Raw genomic sequence first — 15,619 nt, 5'->3', positions numbered from 1 at the left:
GATGTCGACTAGGCTCTAAGCACTGCTTGATTTTCCTTGTGACGTCTTGTCGAATTTTTTGCCCGCGGGGGCGGGTGCTGCATCTTTTTCCTGTCACTCGTCGACTTTCAAACAGAACCCTGGAGCCTGACCACTGATTTGAGAGGTGCCCCATGAGTCTGCTGCTTGAACCCTATACCCTTCGCCAACTGACCCTGCTCAATCGAATCGCCGTATCGCCGATGTGCCAGTATTCCAGTGTCGATGGCCTGGCCAATGACTGGCATTTGGTTCACCTGGGCAGCCGCGCCATCGGCGGTGCGGGGCTGGTATTCACCGAGGCCACAGCGATCACCGCCGACGGGCGTATCACCGCGCAGGACCTTGGTCTGTGGAACGATGAGCAAATCGAACCCCTGCAACGCATCACCCGTTTCATTACCGCTCAAGGCGCGGTCGCCGGCATCCAGTTGGCCCATGCGGGCCGCAAGGCCAGCACCTGGCGCCCCTGGCTCGGCAAGCATGGCAGCGTTAAACCGGAGGATGGTGGCTGGTTGCCGGTCGGCCCGTCACCGATTGCGTTCGACCCGCAACACACCCAGCCCAAGCAGCTCGATGACAGTGAAATAGCCAACATCATTCAAGCCTTTGTCGACTCGGCCAAGCGTGCGCTGGCCGCCGGTTTCAAGGTGGTGGAAGTGCACGCGGCTCATGGCTATCTGCTGCACCAGTTCCTTTCTCCCCTGAGCAATCAGCGACGTGACCAGTACGGTGGTTCATTCGAAAACCGCATTCGCCTGGTGTTGCAGGTCAGCGAGGCGGTGCGGGCAGTCTGGCCGCAAGAGCTGCCGCTGTTTGTCCGGGTTTCGGCAACCGACTGGGTGGAAGACGGCTGGAACCCGGATGAAACCGTCGAGCTGGCCAGACGCCTCAAGGCGCTTGGCGTGGATCTGATTGATGTGTCGTCCGGTGGTACGGCGGCCAATGCGGAAATTCCTACGGGGCCCGGCTATCAGACCCGTTTTGCCGAGCGTGTTCGTAAAGAAGCCGACATCGCGACCGGCACCGTGGGAATGATTACCGAGCCGGCCCAGGCGGAGCACATTCTGCGCACCTGTCAGGCAGACATCATTTTCCTGGCTCGCGAGTTGTTACGCGATCCTTACTGGCCATTGCATGCCGACGACGACCTGGGCGGGCGCAAGGCCGTCTGGCCCGCACAGTATCAGCGTGCGACCCACCGCGATCAGCCCATCCACGAGTCGGATCTGCGCGAGTGAAACACGGCGATTGAACGTTGCCTCCACGAAAAAGCCCCTGAATCCAGCGATTCAGGGGCTTTCGTTTATACGGTTGTCCGGTCAGGCCGCTTCGATCTTGCTGCGGTTCTGTTCGACCTTGTTCAGATAATCCTTGAGCGTGTTCTGTTCCGCGGCGGTGGTGAACAGGCCGAGCTTGCTGCGACGCCACAGGATGTCCTGCACGGTGGTGGCCCATTCTTCCTTGCACAGGTAGTCGACTTCACGGGTGTAGAGGCCGCCGCCGATGTGCTCGCCCATATCTTTCAGGTTTTCCACACCTTCGAGCATGCGCCAGATCCGGCTGCCGTAGCTGGTGGCCCAGCGCCGGGAGATTTCGGACGGAATCCAGTCGAATTTGTCGCGGATCTGCAGGTTCAGCGCCTGGGCCGTGGTCATGTCTTCGCCACCCGGCAACGGTGCGTTAGCGGTCCAGCTGGGTTTGATGTGCGTGAAATAGGGGGCCAGGTGCGCCAGTGCCGACTCGGCCAGCTTGCGGTAAGTGGTCAGCTTGCCGCCGAATACCGACAGCAGCGGTGCTTCCTCGCCACTGCCCGACAGCGACAAAGTGTAGTCGCGAGTGATGGCCGACGGGTTGTCGGACTCGTCGTTGCACAGCGGGCGCACACCGGAATAGCTGTGCAGGATGTCGTCGCGGCTGATCTGCCGCTTGAAGTGAGCGTTGACTACGTTGAGCAGGTAGTCGGTTTCACCTTCAGTGATTGCCACGGCGGCCGGATCGCCGGTGTACTCCCGGTCGGTGGTGCCGATCAGGGTGAACCGGTTCAGATAGGGAATGGTGAATACGATGCGCTGATCTTCGTTTTGCAAGATGTGCGCGTGTTCGCCTTCGTACAGCTTCGGCACGATCACGTGGCTGCCCTGAATCAGGCGAATGCCATAAGGCGATTCCATTTTCAAATCATCCCGAATGAACTTCGCGACCCAGGGACCGGCCGCGTTCACCAGTGCCTTGGCGCGGATCGAAAACAGGCTGCCATCGGCCCGCTCCAGGTGCAGGTGCCACAGGCCTTTGATGCGACGGGCACTGACGCAACGGGTACGGGTGTGGACGTGGGCGCCTTTTTCCCGGGCCGCCATGGCGTTCAGCACCACCAGGCGTGCATCGTCGACCCAGCAATCGGAGTATTCGAAGCCTTTGGTTATTTCGCTTTTCAGTGCACTGTCGGCACCAAATTTCAGGCTGATCGAACCTTTGAGTTGTTCCCGTTTGCCGAGGTTGTCATACAGGAACAAACCGGCGCGGATCATCCAGGCCGGACGCAGATGCGGGCGATGAGGCAGCACGAAGCGCATCTGCTTGACGATGTGCGGGGCCTTGGCCAATAGCACTTCGCGTTCGGCGAGGGCCTCGCGCACCAGGCGGAATTCGTAATGTTCGAGGTAGCGCAAGCCACCGTGGATCAACTTGCTGCTGGCCGACGAAGTATGGCTGGCCAGATCATCCTTTTCGCAAAGGAACACCGAGAGGCCGCGACCGGCGGCATCCGCTGCGATCCCCACGCCATTGATGCCGCCACCGATGACGGCAATATCATAGACCTCGGCAAGAGGGGGCACAGGCAAGGTGGAAGTGGGCATCGGCTAAGGCCTCGAATTTCTGTATTTGAATTCGAACATGTATGTTCATTTGCGAAAATACTAGCCCATAAAAATGCGCGCAGCCAGTCAGCTTCGATTGAAAAAACTCATCGAATGTCAATTAAAGGAAAATTATCGAACATAAATGACAAACACACCCCCTGTAGGAGCGAGCAGGCTCCGGGCGGCGTTCCGACGATGGAGGTCAACGATAACGCGGGGAACCTGATGCCCCGCGGTGTCTCAACTGCCATCGCGAGCGTGCTCGCTCCTACAGGGGGGACGTGCTTTAGACGACTTCCAGGCGAACCTTGTGCTGGTTCAGCAGTTGCGTCAGCGCCGGGGATGGCTGTTGATCGGTGACCAGGCAATCGACCAGGCTGATCGGCCCCAGGCGAATCATGGCATTGCGCCCGAACTTGCTGGAGTCGGCCGCGAGGATCACCTTGCGGGCATTGGCGATGATCGCCTGCGATACGCGCACTTCTTGATAATCGAAGTCCAGCAGGCTGCCGTCCTCATCGATGCCGCTGATGCCAACCAGGGCGAAGTCAACCTTGAACTGGTTGATGAAGTCGACACTGGCCTGACCGACCACGCCACCATCGCGACGCACAGTGCCGCCACTGAGCAGAACGTCGAAATCGTCCTTGGCGCTGAGCATCGAGGCCACGTGCAGGTTATTGGTGATGATCTTCAGGTGGCTGTGATTGAGCAGTGCGCGAGCGATGGATTCGGTGGTGGTGCCGATATTGATGAACAGCGAGGCGTGATCGGGAATCTGCGCCGCAATCGCTTCGCCGATGCGCTGTTTCTCATCGCGCATCTGATCGGCCCGCATGGCGTAGGCGGTGTTCTCGACGCTGGAGTCGTAAGCCGCGCCGCCGTGATAGCGGCGCAGTAGATTGGCTTCGGCCAACTGATTGATGTCGCGGCGTATGGTCTGCGGAGTGACAACGAACAGCGTGGCCATTTCCTCGATGCTGACGTAGCCGCGCTCGCGAACCAGTTCGAGGATTTGCTGCTGACGGGGAGGCAGATTCATGGGGCGTCCTTTGGGCTGCCGTGCAAAATGTGCCCATGATGCCGCAGGAATCCGCTCCCTGCCAGTTACAAGCCTTTACAACTCCTCGGGCTGACCTTCCTGTGGCTCCCAGTCGCGAGTGCGGCTGACGGCTTTTTTCCAGCCAGCGTAAAGTTTCTCCTTCGCGGTATCGTCCAGCGTCGGTTCGAAGCGGCGTTCGATGACCGCTTTGCCGCGCAACTCTTCCAGGCTGCCCCAGAAGCCGCAAGCCAGACCGGCCAGGTAGGCGGCGCCCAGTGCCGTGGTTTCGCGCATCTGCGGACGCTCGACCTGGGTGCCAAGAATGTCGGCCTGGAACTGCATGAGGAAATTGTTCGCCACTGCGCCGCCATCCACGCGCAGGGCCTTGAGGCGTTCACCGGCGTCCTGCTGCATGGCGTCGAGCACATCGCGAGTCTGGTAGGCAATCGACTCCAGCGCGGCACGGATGATGTGATCCACGCGCACGCCACGGGTCAGGCCGAACAGCGCGCCACGGGCGTAAGGGTCCCAGTACGGTGCGCCCAGTCCTGTGAAAGCGGGGACCAGGTACACGCCGTTACTGTCCTTGACCTTGTTGGCGAAGTATTCGGTGTCGTGGGCGTCGTTGATGATTTTCAGTTCGTCGCGCAGCCACTGAACCGTTGAACCACCGTTGAATACGGCGCCCTCCAGCGCGTACGCCACTTCGCCGCGCGGACCGCAGGCGATGGTGGTGAGCATGCCGTGGCTGGATTTCACGGCTTTGTCACCGGTGTTCATCAGCAGGAAGCAACCGGTGCCGTAAGTGTTCTTGGCCTGCCCGGCTTCGACGCACATCTGGCCGAACAGCGCTGCTTGCTGGTCGCCGGCGATGCCGCCGATCGCGATGCCGCTTTTGGTGTGGCCATAAATTTCCGACGACGACTTCACTGGCGGCAGCATCTCTCGCGGGATGTCCAGCAGGTCCAGCATCTTCGCGTCCCACTCCAGGGTGTGGATGTTGAAGAGCATCGTGCGCGAGGCATTGGTGTAGTCGGTGACGTGCACCTTGCCGCCGGTAAATTTCCAGATCAGCCAGCTGTCCACGGTGCCGAACAGCAGTTCGCCATTGCGTGCGCGCTCACGGCTGCCTTCGACGTTATCGAGAATCCACTTGAGCTTGGTGCCGGAGAAGTACGGGTCGGTGACCAGGCCGGTGGTGTCGCCGATGTACTGCTCGTGACCGTCACGCTTGAGCTGCTGGCAGATCTCGGTGCTGCGCCGGCACTGCCAGACGATCGCGTTATAGATCGGGCGGCCGGTGTTCTTGTCCCAGACCACGGTGGTTTCGCGCTGGTTGGTGATGCCGATGGCCGCAACCTGATCGTGATGCAGGCCGGCTTGTGCCAGGGCCTCGACCATGACCGCGCTCTGGGTGGCGAAGATTTCCATCGGATCATGCTCGACCCAGCCGGCTTGCGGGTAATGCTGCGCGAATTCGCGTTGGGCGGTGCAGACCACGTTGGCGTCGCGGTCGAAAATGATTGCGCGGGAGCTGGTCGTACCCTGATCGAGGGCAATGATGTAGTTCTTATTCTGAGTGTCGGTCATGTCGATTGCCTTGGACGAAATAAGGGAGTGAGAGCCGGCGCGCGATGGAATGGGCAGAATCGTGCGCCAACGGTATCAAGAAACTTCCGGTTTGCCGTCAATGGCCGCTACTGCTTCCTTTGTAGCAGGTACGGCGCCCGGCAGATGGCGGGCGATCAGTCCGCGATAAGCGGCGGCACCGAGGCAGGCACCGACAATCGGTGCGAAAACAGGGATCAGGAAATACGGGACATCGCGCCCGCCCGTGAACGACAGGTCACCCCAACCCGCGAAAAATGTCATCAGTTTAGGGCCGAAATCACGGGCCGGGTTCATTGCGAATCCGGTCAGCGGTCCCATCGAACTGCCGATCACGGCAATCAGCAAACCGATCAGCAAGGGTGCCAGCGGGCCATTGGGCAGGCCGTTGTTATCGTCGGTCAGCGACATGATCACGCCCATCAGGATGGCGGTGATGATGACTTCGACCAGAAATGCCTGTGATGTGGACAGCGTCGGGTTGGGAAAGGTGGAGAACACCGACGCCAATTCAAGGCTGGCTTCGGTACCGCGAATCATGTGATGAGCTTGTTCGAAATCGAAGAAGAGATTGCTGTACAGCGTGTACACCAGCAAGGCACCGCAAAAAGCGCCTGCCACCTGGGCGAAGATATAGAACGGCAATTTGCGTTTATCGAAATCGGCAAAAATGCTCAGGGCAATGCTCACGGCGGGATTGAGGTGAGCGCCGGAAACTCCGGCCGTCAGGTAGATGGCCATGCTCACACCCACGCCCCAGATGATGCTGATTTCCCACAAGCCGAAGCTGGCACCCGCGACTTTGAGCGCGGCAACGCAGCCGGTGCCGAAGAAAATCAGCAGCGCTGTCCCCAGAAATTCGGCCATGCATTGGTTCGAGAGCGAGGGTTGTTGTAAAGCGGTTGTCATTGAAACCTCATTTTTTTTCTTGTCTGGCGCTTTCATTTCCGTACGGTCAAAGCGCGTTTTTCACCGAGGTGGGATCCCCATCCCATTCTCGGTTTGCAACTGGGTGCGACGGTAGGGTGTTTCGTATAGTTTCAGAAACGAAAAAATATAGACAAGAAACACCGCTGTCAAAGGTCGAAAGTGAACTGTTGGTCACAAAGCAACTATTAATTCTATGAATGGTCTCGCCGGTAAGCTGATGAGAACGGAAAGAGTCGGTACAAGTCTCTTTCCAGAAGGGGTAGTGATAGAGCCTTTTATGGATCGATGCCCTAAAATCCGGCGCACTGATTTATTACTGCCACCCAGTCTGGAGCTGTCATGACACCTGCATTGGATTTGCTGAAAAAAGTTCGGGCCGAACACCGTGTGCACAGTTATGAACATGACCCGAAGGCTGCCTCTTACGGACTGGAGGCTGCGGAGAAGCTTGGGCTGGATCCGGCGCAGGTGTTCAAGACGTTGCTGGCGGCCAGTGAAAAAGGTGAGTTGCTGGTTGCGGTGGTGCCGGTGGGTGGAAGTCTGGATTTGAAGTCGCTGGCCCATGCGGCTGGGGTGAAAAAAGTCGAAATGGCCGACCCTGCCGCAGCGCAACGCTCAACCGGCTACTTGCTGGGTGGCATTAGTCCGCTGGGGCAGAAGAAGCGCTTGCGCACGTTTATCGACAATTCGGCTCAGCCCTTTGCGAGCATTTTTGTCAGTGCGGGGCGCCGCGGTCTGGAAGTCGAGCTGGCACCTGCCGTGCTGGCCGAACAGACCAAGGCAACATTCGCCGATATCGGCCGTGCCTGAGGTGAGCGCCGCTGTATGGTGGAAATAAGCCGGCTCTGTCACTGGCGCGCATTGTTCAACGACTTCATGCTCGGTGGCCTGACAAAGGGAGAATGTTATGCACCTAGAGTTTCATCAGGTCGACGCTTTCAGTGATCGGCCTTTTGGCGGTAACCCGGCGATGGTCTATCGGCTCGACACCTGGCTCGCCGATGAGCTGATGCAGAAAATCGCCGCAGAGCACAACCTGGCTGAAACCGCCTTTGTGGTACGCGAAGGGCAGGGTTGGCACATTCGCTGGTTTACCCCGACCACCGAGGTTCCGTTGTGTGGTCATGCAACACTGGCCAGCGCGTACGTGTTGTTCGAGATTTACAAGGAGCCGGTTGAGCGGCTGGACTTTACCTGCAAGTCCGGACCGCTGAGCGTGAGTCGTGAGGGCGGACGCCTGTGGCTGGATTTTCCGACGATCGCGCCATCGAAGGTGGATGCAGTGCTGGATGTCGAGCGCGCGCTGGGTGTGAAGACCGTCGAGGTGCTGGGCTCGAATGAGCTGTTTGTGGTGCTGGACTCCGAGCAGGCCGTGCTCGACTGCAAGCCGGACATGGTCGCCCTGGCCAGGCTGCCGTGGCTGGGCGCCATAGTGACAGCACGGGGTAGCAAGCACGACTTCGTGTCGCGTTACTTCGCACCGGCCATTGGCATCAATGAAGATCCGGTGACCGGCTCGACCCATTGCCTGCTGATTCCTTACTGGGCCGAGCGTCTGGGCAAGTCGAGCCTGACCGCTTACCAGTGTTCGACGCGGGGCGGGGAGCTGTTCTGCCGGCTTGAAGGCGATCGGGTGAAGATCGGCGGCAACGCGACACTGGTGGCCAAAGGAACGCTGATGCTCGGCTGACGCCGACCGCTGTAGGAGCGAGCATGCTCGCGATGGTCGCAAGAACACCGCGGGGTGTCAGAGTTCCCGCGTTATCGTTGACGACCATCGCGAGCGTGCTCGCTCCTACAGGGATTGTGCTGTGCTGTAGCGTCTTACGCCGGATTCAACGCTCGGGATCTTCGCCGCTGTACTGCCGTCTGCCTGGAACAGCACCAGATGCTCGGCGGCGACACGAATACCGACCTCTGCGCCAATCTGCTGATCGACGTGGCTGGGGAAGATCGACTCCAGTTGAGCGCCGGTCGGCAGTTGCAGGCGATACAAGGTCGAAGCGCCCTGGAACGACTTGCCAACGATTCGCGCCTTCAGCGCGCTGTCGGGCGCATGAACGATATCGTCCGGACGCAGCAGCACGTCCACCGCAGAACCGACCGGCCAGTTGTAGGCGCGGTTGCCGCGCAATTCACCCAGTTCGGTCTGCACCGACTCCGGGCTGCTCAACTGGCCGCGAATGAAATAACCTTGACCGATGAAACTGGCCACATAGGGTGTCAGCGGCTCGTGGTACAGGTTGTAGGGCGTATCCCACTGTTCCAGCCGACCCTCCTTGAACACGCCGACATGATCACTGACTGCGAAGGCTTCTTCCTGATCGTGGGTCACCAGGATCGCGCTGGTGCCACGTGCCTTGAGAATGTCGCGCACCTCGTGGCTGAGCTTGCGGCGCAGTTCGCCATCGAGGTTGGAAAACGGCTCGTCGAGCAGCAGTAGCTGGGGCTCCGGAGCCAGGGCGCGAGCGAGGGAGACACGTTGCTGCTGGCCTCCGGACAGCTCATGAGGAAAGCGCTTGCCGAGGTTTTTCAGGTTGACCAGTTCCAGCAATTCTTCGGTGACGCGATCCTTTTGCGGATGTTTGCGAATACCGAAGCCAATGTTGTCTGCCACGCTCAAGTGCGGAAAAAGCGCGTAGTCCTGGAACACCATGCCAATGCGACGCTTCTCGGGTGCCAGGGTGAAACCGGCGCTGGAGATTGTCTCGCCAGCCAGCTGGATATCGCCTTCGTGCACCGGTTCGAACCCGGCGATGGCGCGCAGGGTGGTGGTCTTGCCGCAGCCGGAAGAGCCCAGCAGGCAGCCGATATCGCCAGCGTTCAAATGCAGGTTGAGGTTCTGCACGACGCGCTGGTCCTGATAGCCACAGGCGAGATTGCGCAGGTTGAGCAGTAATGGCTGGCTCATGCGCGGTACGCCGGCTCGACGAGAAACTCGAGCAGGGCTTTTTGAGCATGCAGACGGTTTTCCGCCTGGTCCCAGGCCACTGAACGCGGGTCATCGAGCAGGTCGACGCTGATTTCCTCACCTCGGTGGGCCGGCAGGCAATGCATGAACAGCACGTCGGGAGCCGCCAGGTCGAGGAGGGCGCGATTGACCTGATACGCAGCAAAGAGCTGCAGGCGCTTGGCGGTTTCTTCTTCCTGGCCCATGGAGGTCCAGACATCGGTGCTGACCAGATGAGCACCGCGTACGGCGTCCTTCGGATCACGAACGATGGTCACCCGATCACCGGCCCTGGCCATGAATTCGGCGTTTGGTTCGTAGCCTTCGGGACAGGCGACGCGCAACTGGAAGTCGAACTGGATCGCGGCTTCTATATAGCTGTTGCACATGTTGTTGCCGTCGCCGATCCAGGCCACGGTCTTGCCCTGAATGGAGCCACGGTGTTCGAGGAACGTCTGCATGTCCGCCAGCAGTTGGCACGGATGCAAGTCATCGGACAGGCCGTTGATCACCGGAACCCGCGAATTGGCGGCGAATTCGGTCAGGGTGCTGTGGGCAAAGGTACGGATCATCACCGCATCGAGCATGCTCGACATGACGATGGCGCAGTCGCTGATTGGCTCGCCACGGCCCAGTTGGGTATCGCGAGGCGAGAGGAAGATCGCCTGGCCACCCAGCTGGATCATGCCGGCTTCGAAGGATATGCGTGTACGGGTCGAGGATTTCTCGAAAATCATCCCGAGCACGCGGTTTTTCAGGGGCTCGAACAGTACGCCGCGGTTACGCAGGTCCTTGAGCTCAACGCCTCGACGGATCACGCTGACCAGCTCTTCGGGCGTGCAATCCATCAGGGAGAGAAAGTGCCTTGCGCTCATCATTGACTACCTTTTTGCTACAAACCGCAGATGCTCTAAGCCTTGTTTTCTGGAACAACGGGCGAGACCTGCGGCATAAGCCGCACGAGGGCGACGAAATAGGGGAAGGCGCGATCTTATAATTAAATGTCGCGTCTTACCAATAGGGCTACGGTTATCAGGGAATTTCAGAGGGGCTACGAGGCAACGAAAGTAGCGCTTTTGAAGCCTGTTTCCTTTACGGCAGCCAGGCATTTGTACACCGCGCCTGCGCAGATTGGCAATCAACGGGGCGGTGGCGAGGTGCTGGCAGTCGGTTTCTGACCTGTCGTTCGTGGGGTTCGTCGTCGCGGCTGATTTGAAACATTTGCTAATGCAAAGTGCCGGGTTATAAATGAATATCGAGCGACGCAGGAAACATCAGCGATGGATTCGAAAGAACAGCAGTTAATGGAATTGCTCGGCCTTACCGCCCGCTCCCTGACGTGCCTGACCGCCTCCGTGACGGCGATGTCCTTCGAGCTTTTGCGCAGCGACGATCAGGTCACCCGCGACGCTGGCCGTCGCATGATCGACCGCATGGCGACTATCAGTGCCGGGCTCGACGAACATTGGAGATTGATCGGCGAACTGACCGGCGTGCAGGGTGCCGATGCCCGCGACCCCATCGAAACCCTCCAGGAAATCCAGAAACAGGCACCGCCCAGGTTGCCGTCGAGTTGATTGAAACGGCCATCGGTTGGCCTGATGCCCACCAATTCACGACACGAACGTCGCTGGCGCGGTAGCGGGGCAGGCGCCATAGTTTTGTTCCCGCGGCCGACCTGGCCCGCCCAGAACAAGACAGAGACTGGCCATGACCAAGACTCTCCATCACCGTGCCTGCCACCTGTGTGAAGCCATTTGTGGCCTGACCATCGAAACCACCGAGATCGACTCCGGCCAGATTCAAATCACCTCGATCAAGGGGGACCCCCAGGATACGTTCAGTCGCGGACATATCTGCCCCAAGGCCGTTGCCTTGCAGGACATTCAGAACGATCCGGATCGATTGCATCAGCCTATGCGGCGAGTGGGCAGCGAATGGCAGCCGATCGAGTGGGAGGAGGCTTTCAGTCTTGTCGCCGAGCGTCTTGCGTTCATTCAGGAGCGTCACGGGCAGAATGCCGTGGCGGTCTATCAAGGCAATCCCAGCGTGCACAACTACGGGTTGATGACCCACAGTAATTATTTTCTCGGCCTGCTGAAAACCCGAAACCGATTTTCCGCGACGTCAGTCGATCAATTGCCCCATCACCTGACCAGCCATTTGATGTACGGCCACGGTTTGCTGCTGCCCATTCCGGACATCGATCACACGGACTTCATGTTGATCCTGGGCGGTAACCCGCTCGCTTCCAACGGCAGCATCATGACCGTGCCCGATGTGGAAAAACGCTTGAAAGCGATTCAGGCCAGGGGAGGCAAGGTCGTGGTGGTCGATCCGCGTCGCAGCGAAACGGCGGCCATTGCCGACCAGCATCTGTTCGTGCGCCCAGGTGGCGATGCAGCATTATTGTTCGGCCTGCTCAATACGCTTTTCGCTGAAGGCCTGACCCGCGACAGTCATTTGCCCGTGGAGGGGCTGGATGAGGTGCGCCAGGCTGTCGCCGATTTCACCGCCGAGAAGATGAGCCCTTTGTGTGCCGTGCCGTCGGAACAGATCCGCCAACTGGCGCGGGACTTCGCGGCAGCGCCAAGTGCCGTTTGCTACGGTCGCATGGGCGTCTCGACCCAGGCGTTCGGTACCCTTTGCCATTGGCTGGTGCAGTTGATCAATCTGGTCACCGGCAACCTCGACCGCGAGGGTGGGGCCTTGTGCACCGAGCCGGCGGTAGACCTGGTGGCCTCCACTTCCGGTGGGCATTTCAACTTATGGCAAAGCCGGGTTTCCGGGCGACCGGAATATGCCGGCGAGCTACCGGTTTCGGCCCTGGCTGAAGAAATGCTCACCGAAGGACAAGGGCAGGTCCGCGCGCTGATCACCGTGGCCGGCAACCCTGTTTTGTCGACCCCTAATGGCCGTCAGCTTGAGCAGGCGCTGGACGGGTTGGAGTTCATGGTCAGTGTCGACTTGTATATCAACGAAACCACCCGTTACGCCGACCTGATCCTGCCCTCGACATCAGCGCTGGAAAACGACCATTACGATACGACCTTCAATATGTTCGCAGTACGTAATGTCAGCCGCTTCAACCGGGCGATCCTGGCCAAGCCTGAAGGAGCGTTGCACGACTGGGAAATTTTTGTCGGCCTGGCCAAGGCATTCGCTGCCAGGACCGGCAAGGATTTGAAACCGACCATCGCTCCGGCACAAATGATCGATCGCGGCTTGCGCATGGGCATGTATGGCGATGCTTCGCCCTACAAGTTGTCGCTGGCAACGCTTTACGATCATCCCCATGGCGTCGATCTGGGGCCGCTCAAGCCCAATCTGGCATCACGCTTGAAAACCGCCAACCAGCGTGTCCAGGCCGCCCCGGCCGCCATTCTTGACGACCTGAGGCGCTTTGCGGCATTGCAGGCGCCGGCCGCCGATGAACTGTTGATGATCGGTCGTCGGCATGTGCGCAGCAACAACTCATGGATGCACAACTATCACCGCCTGGTGAAAGGCAAGCCGCGCCATCAGTTGCTGATGCATCCTGATGACCTGGCCAGCCGCGGGCTGAGTGATGGGCAGCGGGTACGGGTCAGCTCACGGGTCGGGCAGATCGAAGTTGAAGTGCTGGGCAGTCTGGACATGATGAAAGGGGTGGTCAGCCTGCCGCATGGTTGGGGGCACGCGCGGCCGGGCGTGCAAATGACCATTGCCAGCGGTCAGCCGGGGTCGAGCGCCAATGACCTGACCGACGAGTGCCAGCTCGATGAGCTGTCGGGGAATGCGGCGTTGAACGGTGTTCCGGTGACCGTGGCGGCGGCTTGATCGTATCTGACGGAGAGTCCGAGCAGGGTGCTCGGCTTTCCGTTACAATGCGCCACCGTGCCGACCCAAGAGTCGGAAAGTTCAGCCGAGGTAGTCCATGGATATTATCGAAACGATTAAAGAGCAGATTGCCAACAACACCATTCTGCTTTACATGAAAGGCTCGCCGAATGCCCCGCAGTGTGGCTTCTCCGCCAAAGCTGCGCAGGCCGTGATGGGCTGTGGCGAGAAGTTCGCTTACGTCGACATCCTGCAGAACCCGGAAATCCGCGCCAACCTGCCAAAATACGCCAACTGGCCGACTTTCCCGCAACTGTGGGTCGCTGGTGAGCTGGTAGGCGGTAGCGACATCATGGCGGAAATGTTCGCCAATGGTGAGCTGCAGACCCTGATCAAGGATGCTGCTGCCAAGGCTGCTGAAGCCAAAGCCTGATTCGGCACCCCTGTAGGAGCGAGCACGCTCGCGATGGTCGTCAACGATTACGCGGGAAACCTGACACCCCGTGGCGCTATTGAGTCCATCGCGAGCTTGCTCGCTCCTACAGGTTGAGAACAGACATGAAAAAGCCCCGCCTCTTCAAGGAGAGCGGGGCTTTTTATTGCATCGGGACAAATGGGGTCGAACTTACTCGTCGTCGCCCATCTGCGATTGCAGGTAGTTCTCGATACCGATCTTGTCGATCAGGCCAAGTTGGGTTTCCAGCCAGTCGATGTGTTCTTCTTCGGACTCAAGAATATCTTCAAGCAGTTCACGGCTACCAAAGTCACCGACCTTTTCGCAATGTGCGATCGCCACTTTCAGATCGGCATGGCCGGTGCGTTCGATACGCAGGTCGCACTCGAGCATTTCCTTGGTGTGTTCGCCGATGTGCAGCTTGCCCAGGTCCTGGACGTTCGGCAGACCTTCAAGAAACAGGATTCGCTTGATCAGCTTGTCCGCATGTTTCATTTCGTCGATGGATTCGTCGTACTCGTGCTTGCCGAGCTTGTTCAGGCCCCAATCTTCATACATGCGGGCATGTAGAAAGTATTGATTGATCGCGACCAGCTCATTGGCAAGGATTTTGTTGAGATGCTGTATGACTGTAACGTCGCCTTTCATGATGGGGTCCTGCCCTGTATTAGCTGTCTATAAGGCAGAGTTTGATCCGAGCAACTAAGAGTGTCAAACCTAAGTTATTGAATAATATATGAAAATTAATCGGAATAAGAATGTTTGTGTTCCGCGTCTAGAGCCTAAGCAGTTGATTTTCAGGCATAAAAAAACCGGACTTGAGTCCGGTTTCATGAAATTCTTTTTTTCAGGCAGCTGTAAATTCTGCGGGATAAGGTATCGCGGCCTGGGCGGTCTGCAGTTCGGTCAGGGTCTCGCGGACCACTTCCTTGGCAAGGCAGGCACATTTGCCGCATTGACTGGCTACACCGGTGGCCAAGCGGACTTCCTTGTAGCTGCAGCATCCTTCGTAGATCGCATCGCGGATTTGACCGTCGGTAACGCCAGTGCAGAGGCAAACATACATAAGAGAAAACCGTCGCTTGTTTGTGTCTCGAATGCGATGGATCTTAATGTTAACGAGAATGATTGTCAAAGTGCTTTCTCGGCGCTTTGCCCGATCATTGGCGGTGACTGACGAACGGTTCTGCTCCGTTGAATGCGGATGGACGTCGACCATCGGTTTTTATACTGCCCGTAAAAAACAGCTAAGGACAGGCCAAACACGCAGTGTATGATGGCCGGCCTTTGCGCAGCTGGTTTGTGTCACAGGGCTGTCGCCTGAGGGTGGCAGGCTGATGCAAACCCTGTTTTTCACGTTTCTACACCAGGAGATATCCAATGAGCGTACTCGTAGGCAAACAAGCCCCTGACTTCACCGTACCGGCCGTACTCGGCAATGGCGAGATCGTTGACAGCTTCACCCTGTCTTCGGCGATCAAAGGCAAATACGGCCTGGTGTTCTTCTACCCACTGGACTTCACCTTCGTTTGCCCGTCCGAACTGATCGCTCTGGACAACCGCATGTCCGAGTTCAAGGCTCGCAACGTTGAAGTGGTCGCTGTGTCGATCGACTCGCACTTCACCCACAACGCCTGGCGCAACACCCCGGTCAACAATGGCGGTATCGGCGAAGTTCGCTACACCATGGCTGCCGACATCAAGCAGGAAATCATGAAGGCCTACGACGTTCAGTCCGCTGACGGCGTGGCTTTCCGTGGCGCGTTCCTGATCGACGACAAAGGCGTTGTCCGTTCGCAGATCATCAACGACCTGCCGCTGGGCCGTAACATGGAAGAGCTCTTGGATTTGGAAACAGACTTTTGCGATTTTGGAGAAAGTCCTGAAGCCCGCCAAACACGCGGCATTTGGTCGCAGCCCGGTAAGTTTCATGA

15 protein-coding genes are annotated in these 15,619 nt (G+C 58.6%); 7 read left to right on the top strand and 8 right to left on the bottom strand.

All coding sequences use genetic code 11. The annotated features are described in order from the left end of the window. The first annotated feature begins 152 nt into the window (after positions 1-152). Positions 153-1,259, top strand: coding sequence for an NADH:flavin oxidoreductase/NADH oxidase (locus tag ACQKP2_RS23385; RefSeq protein WP_427579846.1), 1,107 nt, complete (start codon positions 153-155; stop codon positions 1,257-1,259). Positions 1,260-1,340: 81 nt separating this feature from the next. Here ACQKP2_RS23385 and glpD read toward each other — a convergent pair whose 3' ends face one another. The 4 genes from glpD to ACQKP2_RS23365 form a co-directional block, all read right to left on the bottom strand. Next, positions 1,341-2,879, bottom strand: coding sequence for a glycerol-3-phosphate dehydrogenase (gene glpD, locus ACQKP2_RS23380; RefSeq protein ID WP_427579845.1), 1,539 nt, complete (start codon positions 2,877-2,879; stop codon positions 1,341-1,343). Between the two features lie 289 nt (positions 2,880-3,168). Then, positions 3,169-3,924 carry a DeoR/GlpR family transcriptional regulator gene (locus ACQKP2_RS23375; RefSeq protein ID WP_427579843.1) on the bottom strand — a complete coding sequence of 252 codons (756 nt, stop codon included), beginning with the start codon at positions 3,922-3,924 and terminating at the stop codon, positions 3,169-3,171. A gap of 75 nt (positions 3,925-3,999) precedes the next feature. Further along, entirely contained in the window at positions 4,000-5,514 is a 1,515-nt protein-coding gene (gene glpK, locus ACQKP2_RS23370) for a glycerol kinase GlpK (RefSeq protein WP_427579842.1), read from the bottom strand. A gap of 75 nt (positions 5,515-5,589) precedes the next feature. Beyond that, positions 5,590-6,441, bottom strand: coding sequence for an MIP/aquaporin family protein (locus tag ACQKP2_RS23365; protein ID WP_427579840.1), 852 nt, complete (start codon positions 6,439-6,441; stop codon positions 5,590-5,592). A 360-nt stretch (positions 6,442-6,801) separates the two neighbouring features. On the opposite strand from ACQKP2_RS23365, the gene ybaK reads away from it, so the two are divergent. Together ybaK and ACQKP2_RS23355 are read left to right on the top strand one after the other, a co-directional pair. Continuing rightward, on the top strand, positions 6,802-7,272 hold the full coding sequence (gene ybaK / locus ACQKP2_RS23360) for a Cys-tRNA(Pro) deacylase (RefSeq protein WP_427579838.1): 471 nt from the start codon (positions 6,802-6,804) through the stop codon (positions 7,270-7,272). Positions 7,273-7,369: 97 nt separating this feature from the next. Further along, a complete protein-coding gene (locus tag ACQKP2_RS23355) occupies positions 7,370-8,152 on the top strand; it encodes a PhzF family phenazine biosynthesis protein (protein ID WP_427579837.1) in 783 nt (260 codons plus the stop codon). A 105-nt stretch (positions 8,153-8,257) separates the two neighbouring features. Here the strand turns inward: ACQKP2_RS23355 and ACQKP2_RS23350 are convergent, their stop codons facing one another. Beyond that, positions 8,258-9,373: an ABC transporter ATP-binding protein gene (locus ACQKP2_RS23350; RefSeq protein WP_427579835.1), complete on the bottom strand. Its 1,116-nt coding sequence runs from the start codon at positions 9,371-9,373 to the stop codon at positions 8,258-8,260. Beyond that, on the bottom strand, positions 9,370-10,287 hold the full coding sequence (gene argF / locus ACQKP2_RS23345; protein ID WP_427579833.1) for an ornithine carbamoyltransferase: 918 nt from the start codon (positions 10,285-10,287) through the stop codon (positions 9,370-9,372). The genes ACQKP2_RS23350 and argF overlap by 4 nt, the downstream gene beginning before the upstream one ends. A 405-nt stretch (positions 10,288-10,692) precedes the next feature. Between argF and ACQKP2_RS23340 the strand changes: the two genes are divergently transcribed. The 3 genes from ACQKP2_RS23340 (at position 10,693) to grxD (ending at position 13,664) form a co-directional block, all read left to right on the top strand. Continuing rightward, positions 10,693-10,989, top strand: coding sequence for a hypothetical protein (locus ACQKP2_RS23340; protein WP_427579832.1), 297 nt, complete (start codon positions 10,693-10,695; stop codon positions 10,987-10,989). Positions 10,990-11,122: 133 nt separating this feature from the next. Further along, positions 11,123-13,231, top strand: coding sequence for a molybdopterin oxidoreductase family protein (locus ACQKP2_RS23335; protein ID WP_427579830.1), 2,109 nt, complete (start codon positions 11,123-11,125; stop codon positions 13,229-13,231). Between the two features lie 97 nt (positions 13,232-13,328). Next, positions 13,329-13,664, top strand: a complete 336-nt coding sequence (gene grxD / locus ACQKP2_RS23330) for a Grx4 family monothiol glutaredoxin (protein ID WP_427579828.1) — start codon at positions 13,329-13,331, stop codon at positions 13,662-13,664. Between the two features lie 192 nt (positions 13,665-13,856). Here grxD and bfr read toward each other — a convergent pair whose 3' ends face one another. Together bfr and ACQKP2_RS23320 are read right to left on the bottom strand one after the other, a co-directional pair. Beyond that, entirely contained in the window at positions 13,857-14,333 is a 477-nt protein-coding gene (bfr, locus tag ACQKP2_RS23325; RefSeq protein ID WP_427579827.1) for a bacterioferritin, read from the bottom strand. 199 nt (positions 14,334-14,532) lie between these two features. Beyond that, entirely contained in the window at positions 14,533-14,751 is a 219-nt protein-coding gene (locus ACQKP2_RS23320; RefSeq protein WP_427579866.1) for a bacterioferritin-associated ferredoxin, read from the bottom strand. Between the two features lie 314 nt (positions 14,752-15,065). Between ACQKP2_RS23320 and ACQKP2_RS23315 the strand changes: the two genes are divergently transcribed. Then, on the top strand, positions 15,066-15,619 hold a 554-nt coding region (locus tag ACQKP2_RS23315), incomplete at its 3' end, for a peroxiredoxin (RefSeq protein ID WP_427579825.1).

The sequence above is a fragment of the Pseudomonas sp. NPDC089569 genome, assembly GCF_050280625.1.
Lineage (GTDB): Bacteria > Pseudomonadota > Gammaproteobacteria > Pseudomonadales > Pseudomonadaceae > Aquipseudomonas.
Note: the sequence above shows the minus strand (reverse complement) of the source record. Positions and strands in the feature narration are given on the sequence as shown.